This window comes from Chitinophagales bacterium (assembly GCA_020636535.1).
In the GTDB taxonomy this organism is placed as follows: domain Bacteria; phylum Bacteroidota; class Bacteroidia; order Chitinophagales; family JADIYW01; genus JADJSS01.
The window spans coordinates 1,353,686-1,377,493 of sequence record JACJXT010000011.1; the positions used below are offsets into that span (position 1 = coordinate 1,353,686).

A 23,808-nucleotide genomic window follows, 5' to 3' on the forward strand; every position below is an offset into this window, starting at 1 on the left:
TAATGATGAGAATAAAGTTTACTGCTCTAAAAATGTTTGCATAGCATCATAAACTTCATTCGGATAGATATTTAAACAAAAATGTCCACCATTAATTGGTATAAAATCTTCATCTGGAGCTGCTACAATTCTATCTTTTTTATCGTGAATGCGTAATGGATTAGGTTTAGTACTTTCAATTGTTGAAGCAAAGTTCATTTCCGTCATTAGTGCTAATTGAAGATTAGTAAACGACTTAAAATTAGTCATTACTTTTTCTTGAATTGTTTTTATCTGTTCATCTTTTATTTTTTCTAGGAGATGGTCATTTACTTTCTCATGTTTTAATAGTCCACTAAAAGCCATTAATTGAGAAAATCTTGGAAAAGCAGGCATGTAATCAATTACTTTTTTAGGATTACTAAAAGCACCAATCATACAAATTTCATTATTTTGAATTTCCCGAATTTGAAACGCAAAATAACCACCCATAGAATGTCCAATAATTTTGTCTGATGCTTCAATATTATAATAGGAGATAAGCTGCTTACAAAATTTCACTCTGTCTATAAAAGGAAAAATAAATTTATTCAGTATAGGTCGGTAATCAACACTAATTAAATGATAATTCTTAAGACAAGGTCTTAGCTCATCAAAAATAAAAGCATCTTCTCCAAAACCAGGCAATAAAAAAATCCTTTGTTGTTTCATATTCTTTTAATTGAAGTACGATTCTATAGCAGTGTCATATATTTTTTGGTAGCTTTCTACTGTTCCAAAGTCTTCATTGTCAATGGTGATAGTATTACTTTTTACTGTTCCTAGTTTAGAAAAAACCGTTTGTCGTTCATTGAGATAATTTTCAAATTCTTGTGCTAACTCTGGTTGGCAACTTACTATAATTCTACTTTGTGCTTCGCCAAATAAAAATGCATCTTTTCTAATAGTAGTATCTGATTGAATTTCAAATCCAAGATTTCTTTTCATACTAGATTCTAGTAAACAAATAAAAAGACCACCTTCGCTAATATCATGTGCTGAAACAATTAAATTGTTTTTGATTAACTGACTTACTGTTTTTTGAATTGTGTATTCTGTTTCTAAATGAAAAAATGGAGCTGGAGATAATTTTATATCGTGAATATTATATACATATTCTGATGAATTAATATCGTTTTTATTTTCTCCAATTAAATAGATTAAATCGCCTTCATTTTTAAAATCTAAAGACATCACTTTTGTTATATCATCAATAATACCAAGCATACCAATAGTTGGTGTTGGATTTACAGCTTTAGTAGGTGATTGATTATAAAAGGAAACATTGCCACCTGTAACTGGTGTTTCAAATCGTTCGCAAGCTTCGCCCATGCCTTGTAAAGCATGTACAAAATTCCAATATACTTCTGGGTCGTATGGATTGCCAAAATTCAAACAATTGGTAATTGCAGAAGGTGTTCCTCCAGTACATACAATATTTCTGGCAGCTTCGGCAACGGCAATAGCACCACCAACTTTCGCATCAGCATATACATATCTAGAATTACAATCAACTGTAACTAGCAAACCTTTGTCGTTGTGTTTTAGACGAATTACAGCTGCATCAGTTTGATTATTGGTACTTACATTGTCGATTTGCACCATTGAATCGTATTGTTTATATATGAATCTTTTAGATGCAATATTAGGCAATGCTGTCATTTTTTTTGCAATGTCAACTAAGTCGTTTGGTTCTAATATCTGATTGATAGAAAATGCATCTCTAGTAATATGATAACTAGGTTCTTGAATGGCTCTGTCGTATACTGGAGCACCACCACCTAAAACTAAAGATTCAGCATCAACTTGTGCTACTAATTCATCATTGAAATAATAATATAAATTGTTTCCTTCTATAACTTCTCCAATAATAGCACAGTGTAAATCCCATTTTTCAAAAACTTGTTCTATGTCTTTTTCCATGCCTTTTTTTACTACTACTAGCATTCTTTCTTGAGATTCTGATAATAGAATTTCAAAAGGCAACATATTTTTTTGTCTAGTTGGCACTTTATCTAAATAAATTTTCATGCCATGTTTGCCTTTTGCACTCATTTCAGATGTAGAGCAAGTAATTCCAGCAGCTCCCATATCTTGCATACCAACAATGGCATTAGTTTGAATGGCTTCTAGTGATGCTTCGAGCAATAATTTTTCTTGAAATGGATCTCCAACTTGTACAGAAGGAATTTTATCTTCGGCATCTTCTCCCAAATCTTCAGAAGCAAAAGTAGCACCATGAATACCATCTTTTCCTGTTGCAGAACCAACAATATAAATAGGATTGCCAACACCTTCGGAAGTAGCGGAAACAGTCTCACCAACTTTTACAATTCCAACAGACATTGCATTGACTAATGGATTGTGATGATAGCATTCGTCAAAATAAACTTCGCCAGCTACAGTTGGTACACCAAAGCAGTTGCCATAATCGCCAATTCCTTTTACAACACCTTTCAATAAATGTTGTGTTCGTTTTTCATCTATTTTTCCGAATCGTAATGAATTTAAAGCCGCAATTGGTCGAGCACCCATAGTAAAAATATCTCTGTTGATACCACCAACACCAGTAGCTGCACCTTGATATGGCTCTACAGCACTTGGATGATTATGAGATTCTATTTTAAAGCAACAAGCATATCCATCACCAATATCTACCAAACCAGCATTTTCTTCGCCAGCTTCTACTAGTAAATGTTTGCCTTTTCTTGGTAGTTTTTTTAAATATTTGATAGAATTTTTATAGCTACAGTGTTCACTCCACATCACAGAATAAATGCTCAATTCAGTAAAATTGGGTACTCTGCCAAGTATTTCAATTATTTTATTATATTCTTCTTCTAATAGTCCTAATGATTTTGCTGTTTCAACATCGCTTAACTTAGTGGAAATATCGTTGCTCATAACTTGATTCTATGTTGGTGACAAAGTAAAGAAAAATTATGCAACCTTTTGAAGAAAAATATTATCTGATAATTAAATTAATTTCTATATTTGTTAACCAAAGTATGATAAAGGAACTAATCATCCCATCTATTTACCTAATAATAATATCTGTCTTTGTTATAAAGAGCAAGTATTTTAAAAGAGGAAACATCCACCCATTAGTCGTTTTTGGTGGTTTTGTATTGAAAATTGCAAGTGCTTTTTATTTTGGATACTTATTTAAGCACCATATTTTAAATGGTGGCGATACACTTACCTATTTTAATGATGGTAATATTGTTTTTAGTTCATTGAAAGATTCTGTGTTAACATACCTACACTTAGTTTTTGGTAATAATGATTACAAACCAGTTGAAGCTAATTTGTTGCCTTATACTACAGATATGAGTTTTTGGTACGATACGAGTAACTATTTTATCGTAAGAATTAATGCATTGATTAGATTGATTTCTTTTGGTTCGTATAATGTACATGCTATTTTCTTCTCTTTGTTGTCATTTATTGGTACTTATAATTTATATTTATTTTTTGAAGATAAAGTATATAATAAAAAGGTATTACAGTTTATTTTATTTGGAATTCCGTCTATCGTTTTTTGGACATCTGGTGTACATAAAGAAGCAATCATTATTTTTTCATTAGGTATTATTCTTTATAATGTAGATAAAATTGTTTCTGGAGTTTATACCAAGAAAAATTTATTAGTAACCGTATTAGGTTTAATATTGCTAGGTTGTATTAGAGTTTATCTATTAGCATTTTTATTACCATTAATTGCTTCTATTATGATTTATGTAAGATTAGATATGCGTAAATCGTCTATACATATATACTTGTTTACTATTTTGGCTTTCATTATGGTATTTACCGTAGTGAATCATTATTTCTTAAATATTCAGTTTATAGACGAGTTTTTAGTTAGAAGAAACCATTTTTTAAATCTTAATCCAGGTAATACTACTTTCGATGTAGTAACTAATCTAAATACAACAAATGGCTTTTTGTATTTAATTTCAGAAGCATTTATTAATCCATTTATTCGTCCATTACCAACAGAATCTAATTTTATATTAGTACTATTAGCTTCATTAGAAACATATGTTTTACTTTTTACTGTAATAGGTTTATTGTTTACTATTAATTTTAAATCACTATATAAAAATCCATATGCTGTGTTTTGTATATTGTATGCACTAAGCATTTTATTTTTAATTGGATTAATCGTCAATAATTCAGGAGCAATTGTTCGATATCGTTCTATTGCCATACCATTCTTATTAATTGGTTTATGTTTAAAGCAATATAATCAACCAGTTAAAGCAATTAAAACTAAACTTGTTAAATAATTTACATAGTTTAATTTCTTTTCATAAGTAATATTTTGCATCTTTGATATTAAAAAATGCACGATGTCAATTAAAAGATTTAATGCAATAAATGCCTTTTCATCTCGACCAAAAATTGAGGTGGAAATGCCAAAAGAAAAAATTTCTGACTTCTTTGCCAATGCTGTTTTTGGAGAAAAAGAACTTAGACAATATCTTTCTACAGATGCCTATAAAAAATTCAATGCTTTAAAACAACAAAATAAAAAAGTAGATAGAGAAACAGCCGATTTAGTCGCTGCTGCGATGAAAGCTTGGGCTGTTAATCAAGGAGCTACGCATTATACACATTGGTTTCAGCCATTAACAGGTGCTACTGCCGAAAAACATGATTCATTCTTTATTCCAGATTCAACTGGTGGAATAGAAGAATTTTCAGCAGATGCATTAGTACAACAAGAACCAGACGCATCTTCTTTTCCTTCTGGTGGCATTCGTGCTACTTTTGAAGCAAGAGGTTATACTGCTTGGGATCAAACTTCGCCTGCTTTTATCATGACAGTTGGTAATGGAAAAACACTTTGCATTCCTACGATTTTTGTTTCTTATACTGGCGAAACACTAGATTTTAAAGCACCTTTGCTAAAATCCATTCAAGCATTAAACAATGCAGCTACAGATGTTTGTAATTATTTTGATAGAAATGTTTCACAGGTTTTTACAACTTTAGGTTGGGAACAAGAGTATTTTTTGATTGATTATGCCATGTATTATGCACGACCAGATATTGTAATGAGTGGTCGTTCTTTGTTGGGTCGTCGTTCTGCAAAAGGTCAGCAATTAGACGATCATTATTTTGGAGCAATTCCAGAGCGAGTGTATTCTTTTATGCGTGATTTTGAGATTGAAGGACTAAAATTAGGTATTCCAATCAGAACAAGACATAATGAAGTAGCACCATCGCAGTACGAATGTGCACCAATGTACGAGGAAGCAAACTTAGCTGTAGATCATAATTTATTGTTGATGGATGTGATGGAAAGAGTAGCTAGTAAACACAAACTAAAAGTACTTTTTCACGAAAAACCATTTGCAGAAATCAACGGAAGTGGTAAACACAACAATTGGTCATTGCAAACAGATACAGGTGTTAATTTATTATCGCCAGGAAAAACACCAAGAACAAATTTACAGTTCTTAACTTTCTTTATTAATACTATTGCAGCAGTAAACAGACATGAAGATTTGTTGCGTGCAGCTGTTGCTTCTCATGGAAACGACCACAGATTAGGTGCTAATGAAGCACCACCAGCAATTATTTCTGTCTTTACTGGTTCTTATCTCAACAAGGTTTTAGAGATGATTGAAAAAAGAGTAGATGAAAACAATTTTGATGAACAAGACAATATCATTCTTAGAGTAGATATAGATAAAGCCATTCCAGATATTTTATTAGATAATACCGATAGGAACAGAACTTCGCCATTTGCTTTTACAGGAAATAAATTTGAATTTAGAGCTGTTGGTTCTTCTGCAAATTGTGCTTTGCCAATGACGATAATGAATACTATTGTAGCAGAACAATTACAAATTTTTAAGAAAGAAGTTGATAAATTCATCAAAGCTGGAGATTATAAAGATGTAGCCATTTTAAAAGTTTTACAGAAAACAATTAAAAGTAGCAAACGCATTTTGTTTGAAGGTGATAATTATTCTGATGCTTGGGAAAAAGAAGCAAAGAAAAGAGGATTGTCTAACAATAAAAATACACCAACTGCTTTAGATGCTTTAGTTTCTGAAAAAGCAATTAAATTATTTGAGGAACAGAAAGTATACACAAAAAGAGAAATCGAGGCAAGATATCATATAGCACTGCATAATTATTGTAATGCACTACAAATTGAATCGAGAGTTTTAGGCGAAATTGTAATGAATCAAATTATTCCAGTATGTATAGCTTATCAAAATAAATTATTAGAAAATATAAGTGGATTTAAAAATATTGGTTTAGATAAAAAACTATTTAAAACACAACAAAATTTACTAGAAGATGTTTCTAATAGTATAGAAAATTTAGTGACTATGCATGATGAAATGTTTAAGATTAGAGTAGAAGCAAACAATGAAAGCGATGCTAAAAAACAAGCACTAATTTATAGCGATAAAATTATTCCTTTAATGAATAACATCAGACAAATTGTAGATAAATTGGAAAATATTGTTGATGATGAGTTTTGGCCTTTACCTAAATATCGAGAGATGTTAATTACTAAATAATATTTAATGATAAAATATTTATATATAATATTAGTATTGTTTTTACTTAGTGCTTGTTCTTCTACAGCTAAGATTAAAGATGGAGCTACTGCATATAATTTAAAACACTATACTGTTGCTAGTAAATTACTACAAAAAGATTTTAGTAATGCAAAAAGCAATGCAGATAAAATTAAAATTGCACAACAAATTGCACAGAGTTTTGAATATCAACAAGCATACCAACAAGCTTTAGACTGGAATAAAAAAGCATTTGATATTGAACAAAATGAAAATACAGTTAAAAAATATATTAATTCGTTAAAAAGTAATTCCAACTATAACGAAGCACTTACAGTTTTAAATCAATATGTAGCAGACCATAAATCAGAAAAAGTTTTATTTCAAAAAGAGATAGATTTTTTAAGCAAAATTGTTGATAATAAAAGCGAACAAAATTTTGTAGTAAAACCATTAAATGAGTTAAATTCATCAGCAAGCGATTTTGCTTCATTTAAAAAAGACAACACACTTTATTTTTCTTCTACAAGAAATAATGATGAAGGTAAAGATGCATACAATGGAGAAGCGTACACCAAAATTTATCAAGCAACTATAGATAATGATACTACATTTTCTAATATTAAAATTGCTGATTATTTCAATGCACCATATCACAATGCTGAGTTAGTGGTTAGTAAAGATGGCAAAGAAGCGTACTTTACTAAATGTGGTTCTAAAGAAAAAGAAACCGATGATTATTGTCATATTTATCAGTCGTTTTTGAAAGAAAATGGTTCATGGTCAACACCACAAAGACTAACATTTTTTAATGAAAAGTCGAATGAAGGTCAGCCATACCTTTCACCAGACAATCAAATTTTATATTTTACTTCGGATGTAGAAAATCAAGGTTATGGTGGAAGAGATATTTATTTTTCTAAAAAAGATAATGAAGGCAACTTTACACAAGCAATTAATTTAGGACGAAATGTAAATACAAAAGGAGAGGAGTATTTTCCTACAATTGCTGATGATAATACTTTGTATTTTTCTAGTAATGGACATATAGGTTATGGTGGATTAGATATTTTTTCTGCTAAATTAAATGGAAAAATATACGATAGTATTCAAAATATAGGTGAACCATTTAATTCTAATGGCGACGATTTTTACATACAAAAATTACCTAATAAATCTAAAGATATTGCTATGACTGCTTATCTAACTTCTAATAGATTTGGTAATAAAGATGATATCTTGTTTGTAGAAAGCATTCAACCTAAACAAGAAGAAATTCCAGTAGTGTTGCCAAAACCAGTTATTGTTTGTAATATTTTGGTAGAAGAAAATCAATATCAAGAGCTCAATAATCCAAGCTCTACGGTTATAGGAAAACAAACGGTACAAAATGCTACGATTGCATATCAAAATAAAACAGTGCAAACAAATGAATTAGGTCAAACACAAATTATATTATCACCAAATCAAAATATTAACTTTTTAGTTTCAAAAGATAATTATTTGTCTAAAACAGATAATATTAATACGCAACAATATACCAATTTAAAAGATGGCGATACTATAATTATTACAAAAAATATACTATTACAAAAAATATTTAAAGATGTAGAAATTGTACTAGAAAATATATACTACGATTATAATAAAGCTAATATTCGTAAAGATGCAGAAGCAAGCTTAAATGAACTCATTACTATTCTAAAAGAAAATCCAAGTATAAAAATAGAATTGGCTTCAAATACAGATTGTAGAGGAACGGAAGCGTATAATCAAAAATTATCGCAACAAAGAGCAGAAAGTGTAGTCAATTATTTAGTGCAAAATGGCATTAGTGCAGACAGATTGGTTGCTAAAGGTTATGGAGAAAACAACCCAATTGAAAAATGTAATTGTACAGATTGTACAGAAGAACAACATCAGAAAAACAGAAGAACAAGCTTTAAAATATTAAACGATAAATAATGGCTAAATCTTTATTTGATACATCGACACAACAAGAAATTCAAGCACGATTAAATCAACTCAACGAAAATTCTACAAGAAAATGGGGAAAAATGTCAGTGTCTCAAATGTTAAAACACATGGACATTGCCTTTGCTGTTCCTATTAAAAAAATTACAGTAGAAAAAGACAAACTATTTGTTTTAGCAGCTAATCCAGTAACTCGTTTTTTTATAGTTACTTTAGCTAATAAATGGCCAAAAAATTTAATGACAGCTAAAGAATTTATTGTAGAAACAGATGAAAATTTTAATCAAGCCAAAACAGAATTTCTACAAACCTATAATGCCTTTTTAATAGCTACAGATTTCTCTGGCGTACATCCAATTTTTGGCGTAATGAAAAAAGAAATGTGGGGAACAGCTATGTACAAACACTTAAATCATCACTTAGAACAATTTGGTGTGTAATGAGTGAAAATCGATACGATATAAGAGGCGTTTCTGCTACCAAAGATGAAGTCCACAAGGCAATAAAAAATACCAATCAAGGTTTATTTCCACAAGCATTTTGCAAAATCTATCCAGATTTTTTAGCTAATGATGACAACTACGCTTACATCATGCATGCAGATGGAGCAGGAACTAAGTCGTCTTTGGCGTATATGTATTGGAGAGAAACTGGCGATTTATCAGTTTGGAAAGGCATTGCTCAAGATGCTATTGTTATGAATACAGACGATTTAATTTGCGTTGGTGCTACTACCAATTTTACGATGTCGTCTATTATTAATCGTAATAAACACTTGGTTTCTGGTGATGTTATTGAAGCAATAATTGATGGCACAAATGAAATTGTTGAAAATTTAGCACAACACGGAATTGTTATTCATGCAATGGGTGGCGAAACTGCAGATGTTGGTGATACAGTTAAAACAATAGTTGTTGATGCTGTAATGGCTGCAAGAATTAAAAAATCAGGAGTTATTGACAATGCCAATATTAAAGCAGGAAATGTTATTATTGGATTGGCTTCTTTTGGACAAGCATCGTACGAAAAAGAGTACAACGGTGGTATGGGAAGCAATGGTTTAACTTCTGCACGACATGATGTGTTTGATAAAATATATGCAGAAAAATATCCAGAGTGTTTTGATGAAAATACCGATTACGATTTTGTTTTTAGTGGATCAAAATCACTTATAGATAAAGTGGAAAATGTTCCTTTAGATATGGGAAAATTGGTGTTGTCGCCAACCAGAACATATGCACCAGTTGTAAAAAAAGTAATTGAAACTATTGGTGTAAATAATATTAATGGAATGATACATTGTAGTGGAGGTGCACAAACAAAAATACTACATTATATCGATCAATATCATATAATTAAAGATCGTTTGTTTGATATTCCACCTTTATTTCAAATTATACAAGCAGAAAGCAAAACCAATTGGAGTGAAATGTACCAAGTGTTTAACTGTGGACATCGTTTAGAATTTTATTGTGAGGAACAATTTGCGAATGAAATAATTAGTATTGCGAACAGTTTTAATATAGATGCAAAAATTATTGGTAGAGTAGAAGCATCACCTACAAAAAAGCTGACTATAAATTCTACCTACGGAACTTTTGAATATTGATTTTGCTTTTATCGGTCGGTGTCTTCACCGACCAGTTTTTTTTATATTGTGCAGCTAGATATTGTGTGCTGTTAGAAGTTTCCTTCTGACATTTTTTCGAGTGTATCACCAAACAAAATCATCTATTTTTTATTGAACTTATAAGGATTTTGAATACAAAATATATGCCTACGCTTTCACTAATCACTTATATTAATTGCAATGATATTCAACGCTGTTTTGATTTGCTTTTATCGGTCGGTGTCCTCACCGACCGAAATATTTTTCGTGCTGTCAGAAGTTTCCTTCTGACATTTTTTCGAGTGTATCACCAAACAAAATCATCTATTTTTTGTTGAACTTATAAGGATTTTGAATACAAAATATATGCCTACGCTTTCACTAATCACTTATATAGATTGCAATGATATTCAACGCTGTTTTGATTTGCTTTTATCGGTCGGTGTCTTCACCGACAGAAATATTATACCATAAATTACTCAGTTTAATGCACCATTTCATTTTAGATATGAACAAATTAAAGGTATCTTTAAATATATAATTCACGACCATTATTTTGAATTAAAAACAGATAAAGTAGTAATGATTGATAGATTTAATTATGAAGCACCATTAGGATTTCTTGGACGAGTTGCAGAAGTTCTTTTTCTAAATAAGTATATGACAAATTTACTACAATCAAGAAATCAGTACATCAAACAATATGCAGAAACGGATAAATGGAGAAGTATTTTAGACTAAGCAAAAAAGTGCATAGCACTTCAACCTTATTAGAAAAACTATAACCTTATAAATAAAATACAGTGCAACTGTATAACTTTCTTCTATTATACCAAGTGTTTTTAGTTTTACATTATTTTTTTGCTACACAATTATTCTTTACGCTTTATAATCTTCAAGAAAAGTACAAAGTTTCCATTTTTCTTGTATTGGGTTTTAACGCCCAAATGTACAGCAGGGTTAAAATATTTTTTTTGAAGTATTAACTTACTTTAATGCTTTCTAAAATTGCTGTTGCTACTTGTTTGCCAGTTGCTGCTGCTCCGTTCATAAATCCTTGAAATAGTTCGCTACAATGTTCGCCTGCAAATAAAAAGTTGCCAATTGGTTCTATTTCTAATCCAGCAATGGTTGACCATTGTCCGACTTTATAACAACTGTAACTTCCTTTAGCAAAAGGATAATCTATCCAGTTGACAAAAACATGTTTATCTAAGAATTTTTCTTTTGATTTAGGAAATACTGAGTTTAAATCGTCTACCATTTTATTTACTGTTTGTTCTGGTAATTCAGTTTTCCAAACATGTGTTGGTGGTGCCATTTTATTCTTGAAGGATTGTGCATTTAAGTTCTCTGAGAATTTTCCACCAAAAAAACAAATATATGCATTGTTTATATTATTTTCTGTTTTTGTATAACTTCCGTCCCAGCCATTTGAAATATCTTTATGAAATAAATAACCCATAGCATGATTTGGTTGTTCTCGCCAAGGTCGATCTTTATATCCTAGCACCAATTTTGTATTAGTACCATAACCTAATTCATCAATACATTTTCTTTTTTTAGAAGATATATTTTTTAAATCGAGTTTTATTTTTCTAAGAATAGTAAACGGAATAGTACAAACAATTGCCTTTGCTACAACAGTAGATTCGTCTGTGAATGTAATTAGGTAAGTACTATCTTTTTGTTCTTTAATAGCTTTTACTTCGTGATTGGTTTTTATTTTGTTTGAACCAATTTTTCCAACCAATGCTTCTATTACTTTAGAGTTGCCACCTTTAATTCTATAGCGTTCATCACTAGCACCAAATACTTTAAATCCATCGTTGGTATTGGTGTCAATCATATCTAAAAAATTTAGTGTAGATTGTTCACTACAATCTAATCCAAACTCTGCAATATAAGCTGCATCTAAAATATCTTTTAACCATTGCTTACAGTTTAATGATTTGAAATAATCGGATAATGGTGTATTGTCAAGTGCAATTGCTTTTTCTGTATCATAATTTTCGCCTAAAGCATCAATGTCTGCTACTAATTTTGGAGCGATATTTTTAAACTCTGCTATGATTTCTGTTTCACTAATACTTCTATTATCAAAATAATATATGTCTTTAATATAATTATTTACTTCTTGTTCTTCTACTAAATCAATTAATTCCAAATTAAATTCTTTTGCCAAATCAAGCATATCTTCATGGTCAGAATCAATAAAATCGCCACCAAATTCAGGAAAAATACCTAAGCCAAGCGAATCGTTATAGTGTGTCAAAATTCTACCACCTAATCGTTTACTTGCTTCAAATATTTGAAAAGATAAATTACTTGGTAATAGATGATTAGCACAATTTAAACCAGCCATTCCACCACCTAAAATGGCAACATCTAAAATGTTTTCATCAGATTTATTTTTACAAGCAGTCAGTAGATTAGGTAATGACAGTGCAATACCTGCACCTACACTTGCTTTTGCAGCATTGCTAATGAATTTTCTTCTGCTTTTTATAAATGGTTGGTGTCGACACCAACCATTAGCAATAATCTCTTGATTTAATAAACTTAATAAAGTACTAAGTGTTTTGTTTTTTGGTTTTCTCATAGTTTTAGTTTTTATAATTAGATTCCTAAAATCTTACTACGAAGTTTTTAGAAAAGACAAAAATATTCTACATAATTATGTAAATTTTAGTTTTTCTAACATCTCATCTGCAATATCATCAGAATAAATACTATATGCATTTATCATTATTCCTTTAATTTGATATTTGTTAGAACTAATTGCATATAAAATAGACTCACCGTCTGGACTTGAGTCATCTGCTTCAAATCTAAATGATTTATCTATTTCAAATTCATTGTGAAAAACTTTGTAGGAGCCATTGCTACACTCTAAACAATTTTGCTTTAAATTAAAATCTTCTGTATATCCTTGTTGTTTTAATGCATTAATTGCTTCTACGATGTTATTATATGCTTCCATAATTAATTTTGTGAGATACTTTGTTTGAATTCTTCAATAGTTTGATTTAAAGTTACTAAAAGTTCTGGATTTGTGAACGATTCACTAAATGTATCGAAGTTTTCGTAGAATTTTGGCAAAGAAAAGGTCGCTTTAATAGCTGCCCCAAACTGTGGAAGAAAAGTTTTTGCTGTATTTAAAACATTGCCACCACCAAAACCACCTGGCGATGTACTCATTAACAACATTGGTTTATTTTGAAATACTTTTACATTGATTCTTGAACTCCAATCGAATATATTTTTAAATGCAACAGTATACGACCTATTGTGTTCTGCTAAAGAACAAATAATAATATCGGCATCTTCTATATGCTTTAGAAATAAATGAGCTTCATTGGGAATACCATTTTTTTCTCTATCTATAGAAAAAATAGGCATTTCAAAATCGTTTAAATCAATTAGATTTATTTCGTGCTCTGGAAATTGTTTTAGCACAAATTGTACTAATGCTTTATTAATTGAGGTAGAAGAATTACTACCTGCAAATGCGAGTATTTTCATAAAATATTTGTTTTGAAATTATGTGTATAATAGACTTTGTTTTTTAAAAAATATGTCAATTAAAAAGAATTGACTTTAAATGCTAAATTTCGTCGTAAGCTCTAAAATGTTTATCAACTACTTTTTTCCATTCAGGATGTTTTTTAATATATGCCAATATAAAAGGACAGTATGGCAGAATTTTAATGTCGTTTTCATCTACATACTGAAGTGTTTTTTCTACTACAGCAGTAGCAGCACCAGTTCCTGCTAACTCTGGCTGTGTTTCGGTATGTATTAATGCTAATAAATTATTGATTACTCTATATTCTATAAAAGAGTAATGGTTGTTTATTTTAATTTCAAACCTAGATTCTTCTTCATTGTTAACCAATGGAATATTTATAAATTCTTCTTTCATATAATTTATTTTAAGTTTTATAAATGGCTGGTGTCTACACCAGCCATTAGTTAATAAACAATTTAAGTATTAATCTGCTAAATAGCCAAATTTGCCTAAGTTAAAATCATTAAATGCTTCAACTAATTCTTCTCTGGTATTCATTACAAATGGTCCATGAGCAGCAATAGGTTCTTTAATTGGTTCTCCACTTAAAATTAAAACAATTGCATTTTCATTAGCATGAATAGTAAATGTTTCGCCTTTATTTTCAAACAAAGCTAAATTATTGGTAGGTACTTTCTCAGTATCATTAATAGTGATATTTCCTTCAATTACTAATGCTACTGTATTATAATGTTCAGGAAAATTAAAGGTAGCACTTCCTCCTTTATTTAATTTAGCATTGAACATATTAATTGGAGTGAAAGTAAAAGCACTTCCTTTTGTACCTTGATATTCGCCTGCAATAACTTCAACTTGTCCACTATTATTATTTAGCATTACTTTTGCAATATCCTTGTTACTTAATGCTTGATATTTTGGTGTACTCATTTTGTCTTTAGCTGGTAAATTTACCCAAAGCTGTACCATTTGAAAATCGCCACCATTTTTGCTCCATTCTTTTTCGTGATATTCTTTGTGTAATACACCGCTTGCAGCAGTCATCCATTGTACATCGCCTTCTTCAATAACACCACCACCACCAGAAGAATCGTGATGTTCTACTTTGCCTTTGTAAGCAATGGTTACGGTTTCAAAACCACGATGTGGATGCACGCCAACACCTTTTGGTTGTTCGCTTGCTGGAAAATGATACAACGAATTATAATCTAACATGATAAATGGATCCATTCGATGCATATTTAATCTTGGATAGCTAGGTATAAAGTTATGAACTCTAAAGCCATCTCCTACGAAATGTGGTGCACTAGGTGTAGCCACCATTTCAACATTTTTTGTTTTCATAATAAACCTTTTTTATGCAAAGTTAGCTATGTAATTTTGGCTGTGCATTGATGTATGATAAGAACTGTGATTTGTTTTATTACAAATATTGTTTCCACCAACTATTATTGTCATTACTATACGCTGTAATGAGTTTGCCAATTTTTGGATATATAATTGGCAAATTTTGTTGATTGGCAGCTTCAATAAATCGTTCTATTGGTTCTGTCCAAGCGTGCAATGCTAAAGAAAATCCTGCCCAATGTACTGGCATTGCTTTTTTAGCATTTACATCAATAGCTGCTTGTACGGCTTCTTCTGGATACATATGTATTTTATGCCAATGTTCATTGTATTGTCCACATTCCATAAAAGCAAAATCGAAGTGTTTAAATGTTTCGCCTATGGTTTTAAAATGATTGCCATAACCACCATCTCCACTAAAATAAATATTTTCGGTTGGTGTTTGCAGTACCCAACCACCCCACAAAGTTTTTGCTCTGTCGCTTAAACCTCTGCCAGAAAAATGACGAGTAGGTGTAAATGATATATTAATATCAATAAATTGTTGTTGTTGCCACCAATCGAATGTAGTCATTTTTGCAGTATCAATTCCCCATCGTTCTAAATGTCGGTCTACACCTAATGCTACGAAATAGTGTTTTACTTTCGATTTTAGTTTAACGACACTTGCATAATCTAAATGATCATAGTGGTCGTGCGTAAATAACACTAAATCAATTTCTGGTAATTGATCAATGATATCAATACTATTATCGGAAAATCGTTTGGTAGTAATTGGAGCAATTGGCGAAGCGTTATCACCTAGCATTGGATCAATTAATATCGTTTTTCCATTTAAACGCAATAATACAACTGAATGTCCGTACCAAATAAATTTTAAATGTTGACTTGGTTCTAAGAATTCATCAATATTAAAAGGAATAATAGGAATTGGTGTAGTTGGTGTTTTAAACTTTCTATTGCTTAGTTGTTTTTTTAATAGTTTAGGTAAATTTTGAAAACTTACCTCTATAGCAGTTGGTTCTAGGTTGATGAACTGTTTGCCATCCCAATTTTTTGAGTTGGAATAAGTTGCTTTGTGTTGGTCGGTTATTTTTCCACCAAATTGTTTTAGATAATCCATAGGAATTTATATTTTTATTAGTAGGAGAGCGGTAATAATAAGAATAATATTATTTTGCTTCTATTGCTTTTTTAAGTGCTGTTGCATTAAATGCATTGTCTCCAGTGCCTTCAAAACTTTTTTGAATATTGCCATTCCACAAGTAAAAAACTCCAGGCGTATTGGCTGTTGGTCCCATTACTGTCCAAAATTCTGGAATATCTATAATTTTATAAGGAATTTTACAACCAGCTTCTGCAAAAAAATCTGGTGCATTTTCTGCTTCTTCATCCATAAATAAAATATATACTTCAGGAAAATTTGGATTGGCTTGTTTCATTTGACAGATTTCTTTGGCTGCATGTCTACAGTGTTCGCAACCAATAACAAACATGCATACTATTTTTTTACCTTGGTCTAGATTAACAGTTTTTCCATTAAAACTAGTGTATTTTGAAAATTTAGACTTCACTGGTTTTGGCTCATTCGACTTAGTTACTGTTGTTTTTACAGTAGTATTATCTTTTTTTTCTGTAGCAATTGCATTTTCTGCTATTTGCGTTTTTTCTAACTGTTTGCTTACTGCTTTTATTTCATTGTCATCATTAGTAGAAGTTGTTTGAGCTATTTCATCATCTAGTGTCTCATCATTGGCAATATCTGTTGGAATATCATTGAGTAATTCGTTAGATGGATTGTCTTCTAAAATCATGTCTACTTGCTCTGTTGATGTAGCTTTACCTTTGCCAAAACATGATTCGAAAGGAAATAGGGCAAACATTAAAAACAAAGCACTTGTATACATAAATAATAGTGGTAACAATTTATTTTGACCTTTTGGCTTTTCCTCTACTACTTTCCACAAATAAAGTAAAATAGCTATGGTGATAATATTTTTAATAAAAGCTTCTAATGGTGTCATTGGTATTAATTGACCAAAACAACCGCAGTTGCCATTCATTGCACCAAATTGAATCATTTGATAGATTAAGTGAATACAAAAAACTACTAGTAAGCCAATGGTTATTGGTATAACAATTCGTTTAATATAATTATTGAATAACATGGCAAAACCAATGGCTAATTCTAGTGCAATAATAAATCTTGCTAAATAATGTGCTTGACACCAATTACAGAATTTTAGGTCGACTAGTTGTTTTTCGAAAGCCCAAATTGGAAACGACTTTGCTACAGCAGACAGCACAAATAAACCAAATACTAAAATTCTAAAAAACCAAGGCAAATATTTTTTTGTAGCACTCATAATTCCATATTATTAAGCGACTAAATTAAGAAAAAGCAACAGTATTTAAATCATAAATAAAATTAAAAGTTGGTATATAGCACTCATTGTTGTTGTGGTTATTAAGTATACTCGATTGTTTTTTAGCTTGCTTAGTTAAGTAATTTAAAACACCTAAAGAAATTATAAGTATTTGATTTATATTGTATTAGTTGCATATTTTAGTAACTTAATAAGTGCGTAGTACTTTAACTTTATTAGAAATGATAGAAAATTTATAAAATACAGCGTAGCTGTATCACCTTTAATATCTGTTTAAATTTAGATTGTTGATAAACGGTATTTTATAATAGCTTTTAACTCGAACTCAGGTTAATATAAGCCGAGCCACTTAAAATCCAAACCAAGTTAAGTTAAGAACTAAGCTGGCTTATGTTTTTGCTAAATTGAGTAATAAAAATACTAAACTATGGTACTTTATAAGTGTACTCGGTCGCTTTTTAAACTCAGTCAGTTAAGTAATAATATAAGCCGAGCCACTTAAAAACCAAACCAAGTTAGGTTAATAACTAAGCTGGCTTATGTTTTTGCTAAATTGAGTAATAAAAATGCTAAGCTATGGTACTTTGTAAGTGTACTCGGTCGCTTTTTAACTCAGTTAGTTAAGTAATAATATAAGTCGAGCTACTTAAAAACCAAACCAAGTTAGGGTAATAACCAAGCTGGCTTATGTTTAAAGTGGCTATGGGTACTTATACAAGTGGAAGAAGGGGACTTAAAAGATAAACTTAGTTGAGTTAAAACATTAATGTAGTTTAGGTTTAAAGTGGTATCCTGTACTTCTATAAGTGGGTTGGTATACTTAAAACCTAAACCAAGTTAGGGTAAAAACTAACTCAGCTTATGTTTTAAGTGGGGTGAGCTACTTAAAAACTAAGTAAAACTGACAAAATAGGTGGCTACCCCCACTTCGGAAGGGGGTTAGCGTACTTCGGAAGTGGAGTAAGTGACTAAATTTGTGCCAATATGGCAGTTTTTTTTTATTTTTCGTTTTAGTAAGGAGATACTTCGTTTGTTCCTCACTTAGTATAGACGGTTGGTTAAAAATGGCTCTCGATACTATAAGTAAAATGTAATTGATAATTAGACCGTCTATTGCGAAATTTTGAGAGGAACGAACAAAATTGTGGCAATCTGAATCGTTAGACTGCTATAAAGTATATTGCTTCGCTACTTTCATCCGTTCGCAAAGACGAGGATTATTTTAGTTGTTGTGTTTTTGATTTAGGAGATACTTCGTTCGTTCCTCACTCAGTATAGACGGTTAGTTGATGGTGAGACAGAGTTCTCTATCGAGTAACTCTGATGGGTGAGAAGTTGTGCAACGGTCACCGATGTTAGGCACAGTCGTTTTTTTCGTTAAGTTTTACACAAGTTCTAATTCAATACTTTCAATTTGTTCTTTGGATGCTTGTCGCAATTCAAATGCTTTTTTCATTTTATTACTAATGTCCTCAATTGTTTTTTGTTCTGGCAAATGAATAATGATGTTTGCCAAGTCAATGTCTGAAACATTTGGAATGGCTGCACCTGTACGATACATAAACATTTGCTTCAAAAACATTTCCGATTTCAAATAATAAAGCAAATAATATTTGTCAATTTGAAAGTTACGCAAAACTCTAAAACCATTGGTACAAATACTTCCTGCAAACTCGTCTATTACAAAGGCTGTTGCGTGTTTTCGTGTTCCTACGGAATTTCCTGCAATCGCCGTAATGATGTCACCTTGTTCAATTTCATAACTTGCTCTACTTGGCAATTCGTGAACTTGGTGAGTTGTTGAATTGATAATTTCGTATGAATGAGTATTGATGTCCGAAAGTTCAACATATTCAACAGTCAAATTCGGGTCTTTTAGTTTTCTGCTTTTTATTTTCACGATTTCACAAATATCTCCCAAGCGAACTGTTTTTGTGTTATTCAAATTAGAAAACATTTTACGATTTTCGGGCGAATAAAAATCAAAGTCAAAACGTCCATTAAGTTCGTTGAATTGGATTGAAAATGCGTTGTCATTTTCCACATTTTTACCTTTTTGAAATGATTTGTATGCTTCAATAATTGTCGAAAAATCTTCGTCTAAAATTGGCTGTCCATTTTTGTCTTTTATGATTTGTCCGAATTTGTCTTTTTGGTAGAGTGGTGTTCCATTTTTGTTGCCTTGATAACCTAATTTAGTAACTCTACCAAAGAAAATAGGATATTGACGTTCTTCGTTTTTGCTGTCTTTTTCTAAAAATAACAACGAAGTTTTTACGCCTGTGCCGTATGGAATAAAAGTTTCTTGTGGTAAATTCACAATAGCCAAAACTTTTGCTTTTTGCTTGATATAATAACGCAAATATTCCAAAGACGGATTTTCAAAATTTCCGTTTGGCAAAACGATTGCCATTCTTCCGCCTTCTTTCAAAAGTTGTAAGCAACGTTCAATAAAGAGAATTTCGGCATTTTGATTGGCATAAACTGTTTTAGATTGATAAAATTCCTTTTCATGATTTCCCCACTTATGACCCAAGTCAAATTTTGACAAAACAGACGATTGTGTAATTTTTGCACCGAATGGCGGATTAGTTAAAATCAAATCAAAACCATTTTTTTGACCTAATGAAAGTTTAATACTGTCTAAATCTTCTAATGAATTAGTGCAAAGAATGTTTGTTTTTCCGTTAGCTTCCAAAAGCAATTTCATTTTGGCAATTCGGGCAATACTTCGATTGATGTCTAAGCCGAAAATGTTTTGTGAAACGGTTTTTGAAGTGTTCAAATTTTGATTGTTTATTTGTAGATATTTCAAAGCCGACATCAAAAAACCGCCACTTCCACAAGCTGGGTCAATAATTGTTTCGCTTGTTTTTGGTTGCATAATTGCAACGCAAAAATCAATGACAGGCTCTGGTGTAAAAAATTGTCCTCGTCCGTCTTTCTCGTGGTGCGATAAAAACTTTTGAAAAGCCAATCCTTTTGCGTCTTGCGATGAGTCAAGCAATGAAATTCCCTGCAATTTATTGACTGTAAAACCAAGAGCGTTTTGACTTAGTTTTATACGGTCGTCCGTATCAAAAATGTCTTTATATTCTTTTTGTGTTTTATCAAATAAAGCAGCTATTCGGTCGGAAAATGAAGAAACATTTTTACCCAATTTTATATCATTCCATTCTTCAGAAGAAACGGAAAACTGTTTTAGTTTTTCGTTTTCGTCAAAAATTTTGATGAACAAAATTTTTACAAACTCCTCCAAAGTTTGTTGCGGAGACAAGCCGTCATTGGCATAAATATAGTCGTGAATTTCCTCAAACCTTTTTAAAAGGTTATCTTCTTTGGAAAGTTCTATGTCAAATAAAGAATTCATATATTACACATTTGTGTCAAAAATAAAACACAAATGTGTAATACGCAAATTATCTTCCGTCTAATTGACTTTTATCTAGTTTTCTATACTTCGGTTTTGTTTCTTGAATACACAAATCAAGGTCGTCATACCAAGGTTTTAAAAGTTTGTGTCTTTGGAAATTGTCTTTTGCAGTCAAAATATCAATCGTATAATTTTGTTGCAAATGATTGGGAGACTTGGCTTGATGATTCAAGTCGGTACTATTTACAAAAACCAATTCGTGTTTTCCTGTTTTCAAAAACAAATCCACACATAAAATATTAAATTCAGAAACCAAAGGTCCTGTGCTTTTAATTTTTGTTTTTGTATCTATTCTTGTCGATGGCATATGCGTTTGCAATAAACGAATTGGTGCGGTCAAATCCCAATAAGCATTTTCGTTAAAATCTTCTTCTTTGAATGATTTTAACCATTTAGCAATGTCCTCTTTTGAGTTCCAAAGTCCTGTTAAATCAGGAACTCCTGCACCCGGATTTTCTTTACTCCAACGAAATTTCGGAAAGTTACCCGCATTTTTCTGTTCCCAATTGACTTTTGCTTTTTCGTAATTTCGACTGCCCGAATTGTAAATGCTTTCAATTTGCTTTTTTCTCTCAATTGAATGTTTATTGAGTAATGTCAAACAAGAAGAAATTTTTGTTAAACCGCTTCTTTTTTCGGAATTAGATTTTACTCCTTTACACTCCACTACTAACCATTCATCTTTAGTTGACCCAATTTTACGAATATAAAAATCCCCTCTTGCATCATCACTTTTTGCATTATTTCCTCCTTCGGGTTTTTCTTTTATTCTTAACGCTTCGTAACCAATAGAGTTAGCATATTCTTTAAAAAGTTCTTCTCCAAGATTTCCTAAAATGTAGCCTTCTGCTCCTGGACTTTTGATAAGTACTTCCAAAAATTTGTTTTCATCAATACCGAATTTGCGATTGATATAGTTTTTTAATAAATCCATTATTAGTCTTTAAATAGTTCTGTAATTGGAACATTTAAAGCAATGGCAAGTTTTTCTGCAATAACGATTGATACGTTCCTTTCGCCTTTTTCAATGCTTGGAATGTATGTCCTGTCGATTTCAGCAATTAATGCAAGTTTCTCTTGTGATAGACCTTTTTCTAATCGCAGACGTTTTAAGTTATTGCCAAATTTTTGCTTAATGTCCATAGCACAAAAGTCTCTATTTGTAGAAAACTGTACAACGGACAATCATCAACTTTTTTGCTTTGTTTGGATTTATTTTTGAAAAGATTGAATTTTATGCGGTTCGTTCATACGATTGTGCATAACGGAGGGCGGATTTGCGAAGTCCTGAAGCGTGTAACGAAGTTACACAAAGCGAAAGGATTTTGCAAATCCGCTGATGTGTTGAAGGTCGTAGCGACAGCGAAGACCGTTCGACGCATCAGCGGATGTAATCCGCCCTCCGATGTGCAAAAGACGCAGCGGTAGCGGAGACTTTTGCACATCGGTCTCGGGTATGAAACGTAGGGCATTTCGGAGCCGCGTACTTGTCCACCGAGACTAAGCTTGCTTAGAACCCGAAACTTGCGGAATCCACTGTCCGCCCTATGTTTTATACTGTATCGTCCTAAAAAAAGTTTACAGTTATTTAGTTAAATACTGATATAGGTTTACAGTTCAAATATAATCCTAAAATAGGTTTACAGTTTGTTTTCTTTGGTAATAATTTTTCCATTTTTTTTCTATTTTAATTGTTTGATTTTGATGTACTAAACTCGGTACTAAATTTCCTATACTCATATGTGGTCTATCTTCATTATATAGTTTTATTACTTGGTCTAATAATATCTTGGCTTCTGTTATATTTCTTAGATCATAATGGTCTAAATATTCTTCTTTCAAGATACCATTTACTCTCTCTGCTATTGCATTTTCTAATGGATCACCATTCTCTGTCATGCTAACATCTATGCTGTTTTGCTGTAGCAGATTTACATATTTATGACTGCAATATTGTACACCTCTATCGCTGTGATGTATAAGTGAGCTATTGAGCTTTGTATCTAATGGTAAAAGTGCCATTTTTAATGCTTTTAAACTACTGTCTGCATCAAGTGTTTCAGATAAATGATAACCTACTATTTTATGACTGTAAGCATCTGTAATTAAGCTAATATACACATATCCTATATTTATCTTCCAATATGTAATATCACTGACATACAATTGATTAGGTTTTGTTGGAGTTAAGTCTTTTATTAAGTTTGGATACTTCTTTAGCCAATGGTGCGACTGAGTTGTTTTAATATTGCTGCGTCTTTTTCGTATCAACAAATTATATTGTGATAGCAAGTTAAACAAAGCATCTCTACCCATTTTTATTTGGTGTGATAACATAAATGCTTCTAACATTATATACAATTTTCTAGTACCTATTCTTGGATGATATTGACGGATTTTTAATACCTCTTTTATTATTAATTCCTGTTGAAGTGCTGTGTTAACAGCTTGGTTGAAGTGCTGATAATATGCCTGTCGTGTAATACCAAACAATCGGCATAGCTTTGCGAATCCTATATATTGATGTCGTGCTTTCATTTCTTGGATTGTTTGGTGTTTGACTTTTTTCTAATACTAATTTTTAATTCTTTTTCAGCTACTTCTATCATGGTGTCTAATGCTGTGGCTCGTAATTCTGAGTTTAATAATGCTTTTTCTAATTGCTCAATTCGTTGTTTTAATTCAATGTTTTCTAGTGGTTCATTGCTCTTTATCATAAATATTTCTTTGTTTGGTAATTTACGCCATTTAGGTACCATATCATATCCTAATTGACGCATCCATTTGAGTAACGAACCATGTTCCTCTTTATGTCCTGTATATTTTTCCCATATATCTCTCTTCTTACAGCCTGTTCTAAGATATTCTTCTATAATATACTTCCGTTCCTCTATAGTAAAATCTCTTGGTGATTTTTGTCCTAAAATAATTTGTCTTTTTTTCATTTTTTTACACTCTTTTTG

At 31.2% G+C, this 23,808-nt stretch carries 20 protein-coding genes; 6 read left to right on the plus strand and 14 right to left on the minus strand.

Annotated elements, in window-relative coordinates; genetic code table 11:
* Positions 1-18 precede the first annotated feature (18 nt).
* Both H6553_06240 and purL read right to left on the minus strand, forming a co-directional pair.
* Positions 19-690, minus strand: a complete 672-nt coding sequence (locus tag H6553_06240; GenBank protein ID MCB9033417.1) for an alpha/beta hydrolase — start codon at positions 688-690, stop codon at positions 19-21.
* A 6-nt stretch (positions 691-696) separates the two neighbouring features.
* The gene (gene purL, locus H6553_06245; GenBank protein MCB9033418.1) at positions 697-2,922 is read right to left on the minus strand and encodes a phosphoribosylformylglycinamidine synthase subunit PurL; all 2,226 of its coding nucleotides are present in this window, start codon (positions 2,920-2,922) and stop codon (positions 697-699) included.
* A 104-nt stretch (positions 2,923-3,026) separates the two neighbouring features.
* On the opposite strand from purL, the gene H6553_06250 reads away from it, so the two are divergent.
* The 6 genes from H6553_06250 (at position 3,027) to H6553_06275 (ending at position 10,890) form a co-directional block, all read left to right on the plus strand.
* Complete coding sequence (locus tag H6553_06250; GenBank protein ID MCB9033419.1) at positions 3,027-4,310, plus strand: hypothetical protein; 1,284 nt, start codon at positions 3,027-3,029, stop codon at positions 4,308-4,310.
* 63 nt (positions 4,311-4,373) lie between these two features.
* Positions 4,374-6,566: a glutamine synthetase III gene (locus tag H6553_06255; protein MCB9033420.1), complete on the plus strand. Its 2,193-nt coding sequence runs from the start codon at positions 4,374-4,376 to the stop codon at positions 6,564-6,566.
* A gap of 6 nt (positions 6,567-6,572) precedes the next feature.
* Complete coding sequence (locus H6553_06260) at positions 6,573-8,531, plus strand: OmpA family protein (GenBank protein ID MCB9033421.1); 1,959 nt, start codon at positions 6,573-6,575, stop codon at positions 8,529-8,531.
* Positions 8,531-8,980, plus strand: a complete 450-nt coding sequence (locus H6553_06265) for a DUF1569 domain-containing protein (protein MCB9033422.1) — start codon at positions 8,531-8,533, stop codon at positions 8,978-8,980. Before H6553_06260 ends, H6553_06265 begins: the two co-directional genes overlap by 1 nt.
* The gene (locus H6553_06270) at positions 8,980-10,149 is read left to right on the plus strand and encodes a phosphoribosylformylglycinamidine cyclo-ligase (GenBank protein ID MCB9033423.1); all 1,170 of its coding nucleotides are present in this window, start codon (positions 8,980-8,982) and stop codon (positions 10,147-10,149) included. Before H6553_06265 ends, H6553_06270 begins: the two co-directional genes overlap by 1 nt.
* Before the next feature lie 582 nt (positions 10,150-10,731).
* Positions 10,732-10,890, plus strand: a complete 159-nt coding sequence (locus tag H6553_06275) for a hypothetical protein (protein ID MCB9033424.1) — start codon at positions 10,732-10,734, stop codon at positions 10,888-10,890.
* 241 nt (positions 10,891-11,131) lie between these two features.
* Here the strand turns inward: H6553_06275 and H6553_06280 are convergent, their stop codons facing one another.
* The 12 genes from H6553_06280 to H6553_06335 all read right to left on the minus strand — a co-directional run bounded on the left by H6553_06280 (position 11,132) and on the right by H6553_06335 (position 23,790).
* Entirely contained in the window at positions 11,132-12,751 is a 1,620-nt protein-coding gene (locus tag H6553_06280) for an FAD-dependent oxidoreductase (protein ID MCB9033425.1), read from the minus strand.
* A gap of 75 nt (positions 12,752-12,826) precedes the next feature.
* The gene (locus tag H6553_06285) at positions 12,827-13,132 is read right to left on the minus strand and encodes a phosphoribosylpyrophosphate synthetase (GenBank protein MCB9033426.1); all 306 of its coding nucleotides are present in this window, start codon (positions 13,130-13,132) and stop codon (positions 12,827-12,829) included.
* A 2-nt stretch (positions 13,133-13,134) separates the two neighbouring features.
* Positions 13,135-13,674 carry an NAD(P)H-dependent oxidoreductase gene (locus H6553_06290; protein MCB9033427.1) on the minus strand — a complete coding sequence of 180 codons (540 nt, stop codon included), beginning with the start codon at positions 13,672-13,674 and terminating at the stop codon, positions 13,135-13,137.
* 82 nt (positions 13,675-13,756) lie between these two features.
* Positions 13,757-14,074, minus strand: coding sequence for an N-acetyltransferase (locus H6553_06295; protein ID MCB9033428.1), 318 nt, complete (start codon positions 14,072-14,074; stop codon positions 13,757-13,759).
* 69 nt (positions 14,075-14,143) lie between these two features.
* Positions 14,144-15,022 (minus strand): pirin family protein, encoded by an 879-nt coding sequence (locus H6553_06300; protein ID MCB9033429.1) that lies wholly within the window; start codon positions 15,020-15,022, stop codon positions 14,144-14,146.
* Positions 15,023-15,101: 79 nt separating this feature from the next.
* Entirely contained in the window at positions 15,102-16,148 is a 1,047-nt protein-coding gene (locus H6553_06305; protein ID MCB9033430.1) for an MBL fold metallo-hydrolase, read from the minus strand.
* 49 nt (positions 16,149-16,197) lie between these two features.
* Entirely contained in the window at positions 16,198-17,391 is a 1,194-nt protein-coding gene (locus H6553_06310; protein ID MCB9033431.1) for a protein tlpB, read from the minus strand.
* A 1,405-nt stretch (positions 17,392-18,796) separates the two neighbouring features.
* Complete coding sequence (locus tag H6553_06315; protein MCB9033432.1) at positions 18,797-20,782, minus strand: N-6 DNA methylase; 1,986 nt, start codon at positions 20,780-20,782, stop codon at positions 18,797-18,799.
* A gap of 49 nt (positions 20,783-20,831) precedes the next feature.
* Positions 20,832-21,779, minus strand: coding sequence for a hypothetical protein (locus tag H6553_06320; GenBank protein MCB9033433.1), 948 nt, complete (start codon positions 21,777-21,779; stop codon positions 20,832-20,834).
* A 2-nt stretch (positions 21,780-21,781) separates the two neighbouring features.
* Positions 21,782-21,988, minus strand: a complete 207-nt coding sequence (locus H6553_06325) for a helix-turn-helix transcriptional regulator (GenBank protein MCB9033434.1) — start codon at positions 21,986-21,988, stop codon at positions 21,782-21,784.
* Positions 21,989-22,474: 486 nt separating this feature from the next.
* The gene (locus H6553_06330; GenBank protein MCB9033435.1) at positions 22,475-23,383 is read right to left on the minus strand and encodes an IS3 family transposase; all 909 of its coding nucleotides are present in this window, start codon (positions 23,381-23,383) and stop codon (positions 22,475-22,477) included.
* The gene (locus tag H6553_06335) at positions 23,380-23,790 is read right to left on the minus strand and encodes a hypothetical protein (GenBank protein ID MCB9033436.1); all 411 of its coding nucleotides are present in this window, start codon (positions 23,788-23,790) and stop codon (positions 23,380-23,382) included. The genes H6553_06330 and H6553_06335 overlap by 4 nt, the downstream gene beginning before the upstream one ends.
* Positions 23,791-23,808 lie beyond the last annotated feature (18 nt).

Excerpts from the sequence above, each read along its gene's own strand:
- H6553_06240 (MCB9033417.1), bottom strand. The coding sequence starts at position 690 with ATGAAACAACAAAGGATTTTTTTATTGCCTGGTTTTGGAGAAGATGCT.
- purL (MCB9033418.1), bottom strand. The coding sequence starts at position 2,922 with ATGAGCAACGATATTTCCACTAAGTTAAGCGATGTTGAAACAGCAAAA.
- H6553_06250 (MCB9033419.1), top strand. The coding sequence starts at position 3,027 with ATGATAAAGGAACTAATCATCCCATCTATTTACCTAATAATAATATCT.
- H6553_06255 (MCB9033420.1), top strand. The coding sequence starts at position 4,374 with ATGTCAATTAAAAGATTTAATGCAATAAATGCCTTTTCATCTCGACCA.
- H6553_06260 (MCB9033421.1), top strand. The coding sequence starts at position 6,573 with ATGATAAAATATTTATATATAATATTAGTATTGTTTTTACTTAGTGCT.
- H6553_06265 (MCB9033422.1), top strand. The coding sequence starts at position 8,531 with ATGGCTAAATCTTTATTTGATACATCGACACAACAAGAAATTCAAGCA.
- H6553_06270 (MCB9033423.1), top strand. The coding sequence starts at position 8,980 with ATGAGTGAAAATCGATACGATATAAGAGGCGTTTCTGCTACCAAAGAT.
- H6553_06275 (MCB9033424.1), top strand. The coding sequence starts at position 10,732 with ATGATTGATAGATTTAATTATGAAGCACCATTAGGATTTCTTGGACGA.
- H6553_06280 (MCB9033425.1), bottom strand. The coding sequence starts at position 12,751 with ATGAGAAAACCAAAAAACAAAACACTTAGTACTTTATTAAGTTTATTA.
- H6553_06285 (MCB9033426.1), bottom strand. The coding sequence starts at position 13,132 with ATGGAAGCATATAATAACATCGTAGAAGCAATTAATGCATTAAAACAA.
- H6553_06290 (MCB9033427.1), bottom strand. The coding sequence starts at position 13,674 with ATGAAAATACTCGCATTTGCAGGTAGTAATTCTTCTACCTCAATTAAT.
- H6553_06295 (MCB9033428.1), bottom strand. The coding sequence starts at position 14,074 with ATGAAAGAAGAATTTATAAATATTCCATTGGTTAACAATGAAGAAGAA.
- H6553_06300 (MCB9033429.1), bottom strand. The coding sequence starts at position 15,022 with ATGAAAACAAAAAATGTTGAAATGGTGGCTACACCTAGTGCACCACAT.
- H6553_06305 (MCB9033430.1), bottom strand. The coding sequence starts at position 16,148 with ATGGATTATCTAAAACAATTTGGTGGAAAAATAACCGACCAACACAAA.
- H6553_06310 (MCB9033431.1), bottom strand. The coding sequence starts at position 17,391 with ATGAGTGCTACAAAAAAATATTTGCCTTGGTTTTTTAGAATTTTAGTA.
- H6553_06315 (MCB9033432.1), bottom strand. The coding sequence starts at position 20,782 with ATGAATTCTTTATTTGACATAGAACTTTCCAAAGAAGATAACCTTTTA.
- H6553_06320 (MCB9033433.1), bottom strand. The coding sequence starts at position 21,779 with ATGGATTTATTAAAAAACTATATCAATCGCAAATTCGGTATTGATGAA.
- H6553_06325 (MCB9033434.1), bottom strand. The coding sequence starts at position 21,988 with ATGGACATTAAGCAAAAATTTGGCAATAACTTAAAACGTCTGCGATTA.
- H6553_06330 (MCB9033435.1), bottom strand. The coding sequence starts at position 23,383 with ATGAAAGCACGACATCAATATATAGGATTCGCAAAGCTATGCCGATTG.
- H6553_06335 (MCB9033436.1), bottom strand. The coding sequence starts at position 23,790 with ATGAAAAAAAGACAAATTATTTTAGGACAAAAATCACCAAGAGATTTT.